Annotated in this window: 2 protein-coding genes; both read left to right on the plus strand. The window is 36.7% G+C overall.

Going from position 1 to position 2,921, the window contains the following annotated elements:
• The first annotated feature begins 416 nt into the window (after window positions 1–416).
• A complete protein-coding gene (gene istA / locus COZ07_RS00735; protein ID WP_406606700.1) occupies window positions 417–1,979 on the plus strand; it encodes an IS21 family transposase in 1,563 nt (520 codons plus the stop codon).
• A complete protein-coding gene (istB, locus tag COZ07_RS00740; RefSeq protein ID WP_406606701.1) occupies window positions 1,976–2,749 on the plus strand; it encodes an ATP-binding protein in 774 nt (257 codons plus the stop codon). Before istA ends, istB begins: the two co-directional genes overlap by 4 nt.
• Window positions 2,750–2,921 lie beyond the last annotated feature (172 nt).

Here is a 2,921-nt window from a genome sequence, read left to right on the forward strand (position 1 = left end):
AGCAAAAAAAGCATTATATTTTTAACCGACTAAAAGCTTTTTTAGCCTGGTTAAAAATATAAAGGCGGGCTAAATTAGATACTTTTTATCGTAGGGCTAAACTTCTATTCCTAATCATCGCATAGCTTATCTTTTGTTCCTGATCACTACTCTTCTACATTTTTAATATTTTTTACCTGTCTGCGTGCGTACACGCACAGGTAGAGCAGTATAAAAAATACTAAAAACTATCCTAATAGATTATAGGTGCGACACCGAGGGCGCTTGCAGAGGGAAAACACCGCAAAAAGCCTGAAATTATAGCGTAGAGTTTTTTTGCAGTGTTATCCCTCTATTTATGTTAATCTAAAAGTACACCACTTTGAAATACTATTCTCTATGTAAGAAAAAAGAATTACATAGGGAGGAAAAGGGAGATGATTAAATTGATAGAGAAACAAAAGATAATAATATCACATTACCGAGAAGGAAAATCACAAAGGCAGATATCCAAAGACCTAAATATAAACAGAAGGACAATAGGAAAATATATAAAAGATTATGAGGATAAAAAAGCCAAGCTTTCCAATTCTAAAAGTAACTGTAGTAATAAAGAGGAATTAATAGCTGATCTAGTAGAAGATCCTAAATATGATACCAGCTCCAGGAAAAAGATAAAATTGACTGCTGAGATAATGAGTAGAATTAAATTTTACTTAAGGGAAAATGATATCAAAAGAGCAGAGGGAAGAGCAAAACAGCAAAAGAAGAAGATTGATATCTATGAAGCTCTAAGAGAAGAAGGATTTGATCTTTCCTATTCCACAGTATGCAGTACCATTAGGAATGTAGAAAAAGAGGCCAAGGAAGCATATATCAGACAGGAATACGAATTAGGAGAGGTCTGTGAATTTGACTGGGGAGAGGTAAAACTTACTATTGCCGGCAAAAATAAAACCCTCCAGATGTCCGTCTTTACCAGTGCAAAAGGAGACTATCGATCTGGTAACCTTTATCATAATCAAAAGACCGAAGCCTTCTTAGATACCCATGCCTCTTTCTTTGAAGAAATAGGTGGAATATATAAAGAGATGGTCTATGATAACTCCAGGGTTACCGTAGCCAGATTTGTAGGAAGATCGGAAAAAGAACCTACCGAAGCGCTTCTAAAACTATCTATCTATTATGGCTTTAGCTTTAGATTTACCAATACCTACCAGGCTCACGAAAAGGGTCATGTAGAACGTAGTGTAGAATACGTAAGAAGAAAGATATTCTCTAAAAAGGATGAATTCTCCTCAGTAGAAGAAGCAAAAGAATATTTTAGATTAGGACTTAAAAAATTAAATCTAAAACCTCAGGCTCTAAATAAGGGGAAAAGTGCGGAGGAGATATTAAAGGAGGAGAAAAACTACCTGCTTCCTCTTCCTCCCCGATATGATACAGCCAGAATAGTAGAGGCCAGAACAGATAAATATTCTTGTATTACCGTAGATGGTAATCATTATTCTGTCCCCGACCATCTGGTAGGACAGTTCATTTTCACTAAAATCTACCCCGATAAGATCATCTGTTACCATAACCAAAAAAGAGTAGCCTGGCACCAAAGAAGGTATGGTGCACAGGAGTGGTCTATAGATATAAATCATTACTTGGTGACCTTAAAAGTAAAGCCAGGTGCCCTGAAGCGAAGTAGCGCCTTAGCTCAGCTTAAGCCCAGACTAAAGGATATATACCAAAAATATTACCAGGGCCAGGAGAAGAGCTTTATCGGGCTACTGGAACTAATTGCTACCAACAACTTATCTAGGGTAGAACAAGCCATAGCCCTCTTAGAAAAGATAAACCCTAGCGGTATCAGCACCGAGAAGATAAAGACTATAGTAGAAAGGAATAATTCTACCCCCAAGAATATTATTCACCTCTCCGATACAGAAGCCAATTCTAAGAAAATAATAGATGTCTATGCCGAGATTTTAAAAGAGGTGAGCACCGTATGAAAAATATAGAAAAAAAAGAGCTGATCAGTAAAATAAAAGAGATCAGTAAACAAGTAAGGCTTCCGGGGATTAGAAGATACATGGTAGAAGAGATTGAAGAGGCCAATACTAAAAACTTAAGCTATGAAGAATTTCTGTATCACCTTCTTTTAAAGGAGTATGATTTAAGGTTAGAAAATAGTATGAAAAATAGAATCAGGCTGGCCAATTTTCCCTACAAAAAATATCTAGAGGACCTGTCTATCGAAGACCTCCCCCATGATGCCCAAAAAAGGCTAAAGGTACTTACCAGCCTTGATTTTATTGAGAGTGGACAGAATGTAATTCTGGCCGGCAGCCCCGGCACCGGTAAGACTCATCTGGCTATCGGTTTAGGGATAAAGGCCTGTATGGCTGGATACCAGGTACTGTTTGCTACCATACCTTTACTAGTTAATCAATTAAAAGAATCAAGGTCAGAAAATATCCTAAGAAGGGTGGAGGCTAGATTTGAAAAGTATGATCTGGTTATCGCTGATGAACTTGGTTATATATCCTTTGATAAAGAAGGGTCAGAGCTGCTCTTTACCCATCTCTCCCTTAGGGCGGGAAGAAAATCGACCATCATTACCACTAATCTCTCCTTTGAGAGATGGGATGAAATCTTCCTAGATTCGGTGATGACGGCAGCTATGATAGATAGGCTTACCCATAAGTCATATATGCTAAATATGAATGGTAATTCTTACCGGCTAAAGGAAACCAAGGAATGGCTGGCAAAGCAAAATTAATTATTGTAAGGAAAGGAGAAAAATATGGTCTATATTTATTGATTTTTTTTTAGATAAAGTGGTGCACTTTTCGGCTGTAATATGGTGTACTTTTCATTTGCTATTTGCAATAAAATGGTTCTCTCTAAAATCTCTACCATTTATATTTAATTTTTTTATATAATACCACACA

The organism is Candidatus Infernicultor aquiphilus, assembly GCF_002784285.1.
In the GTDB taxonomy this organism is placed as follows: domain Bacteria; phylum Atribacterota; class Phoenicimicrobiia; order Phoenicimicrobiales; family Phoenicimicrobiaceae; genus Infernicultor; species Infernicultor aquiphilus.

Bases quoted from the DNA above. Each gene is read 5' to 3' on its own strand.
- istB (WP_406606701.1), top strand. From the start codon at position 1,976: ATGAAAAATATAGAAAAAAAAGAGCTGATCAGTAAAATAAAAGAGATC.
- istA (WP_406606700.1), top strand. From the start codon at position 417: ATGATTAAATTGATAGAGAAACAAAAGATAATAATATCACATTACCGA.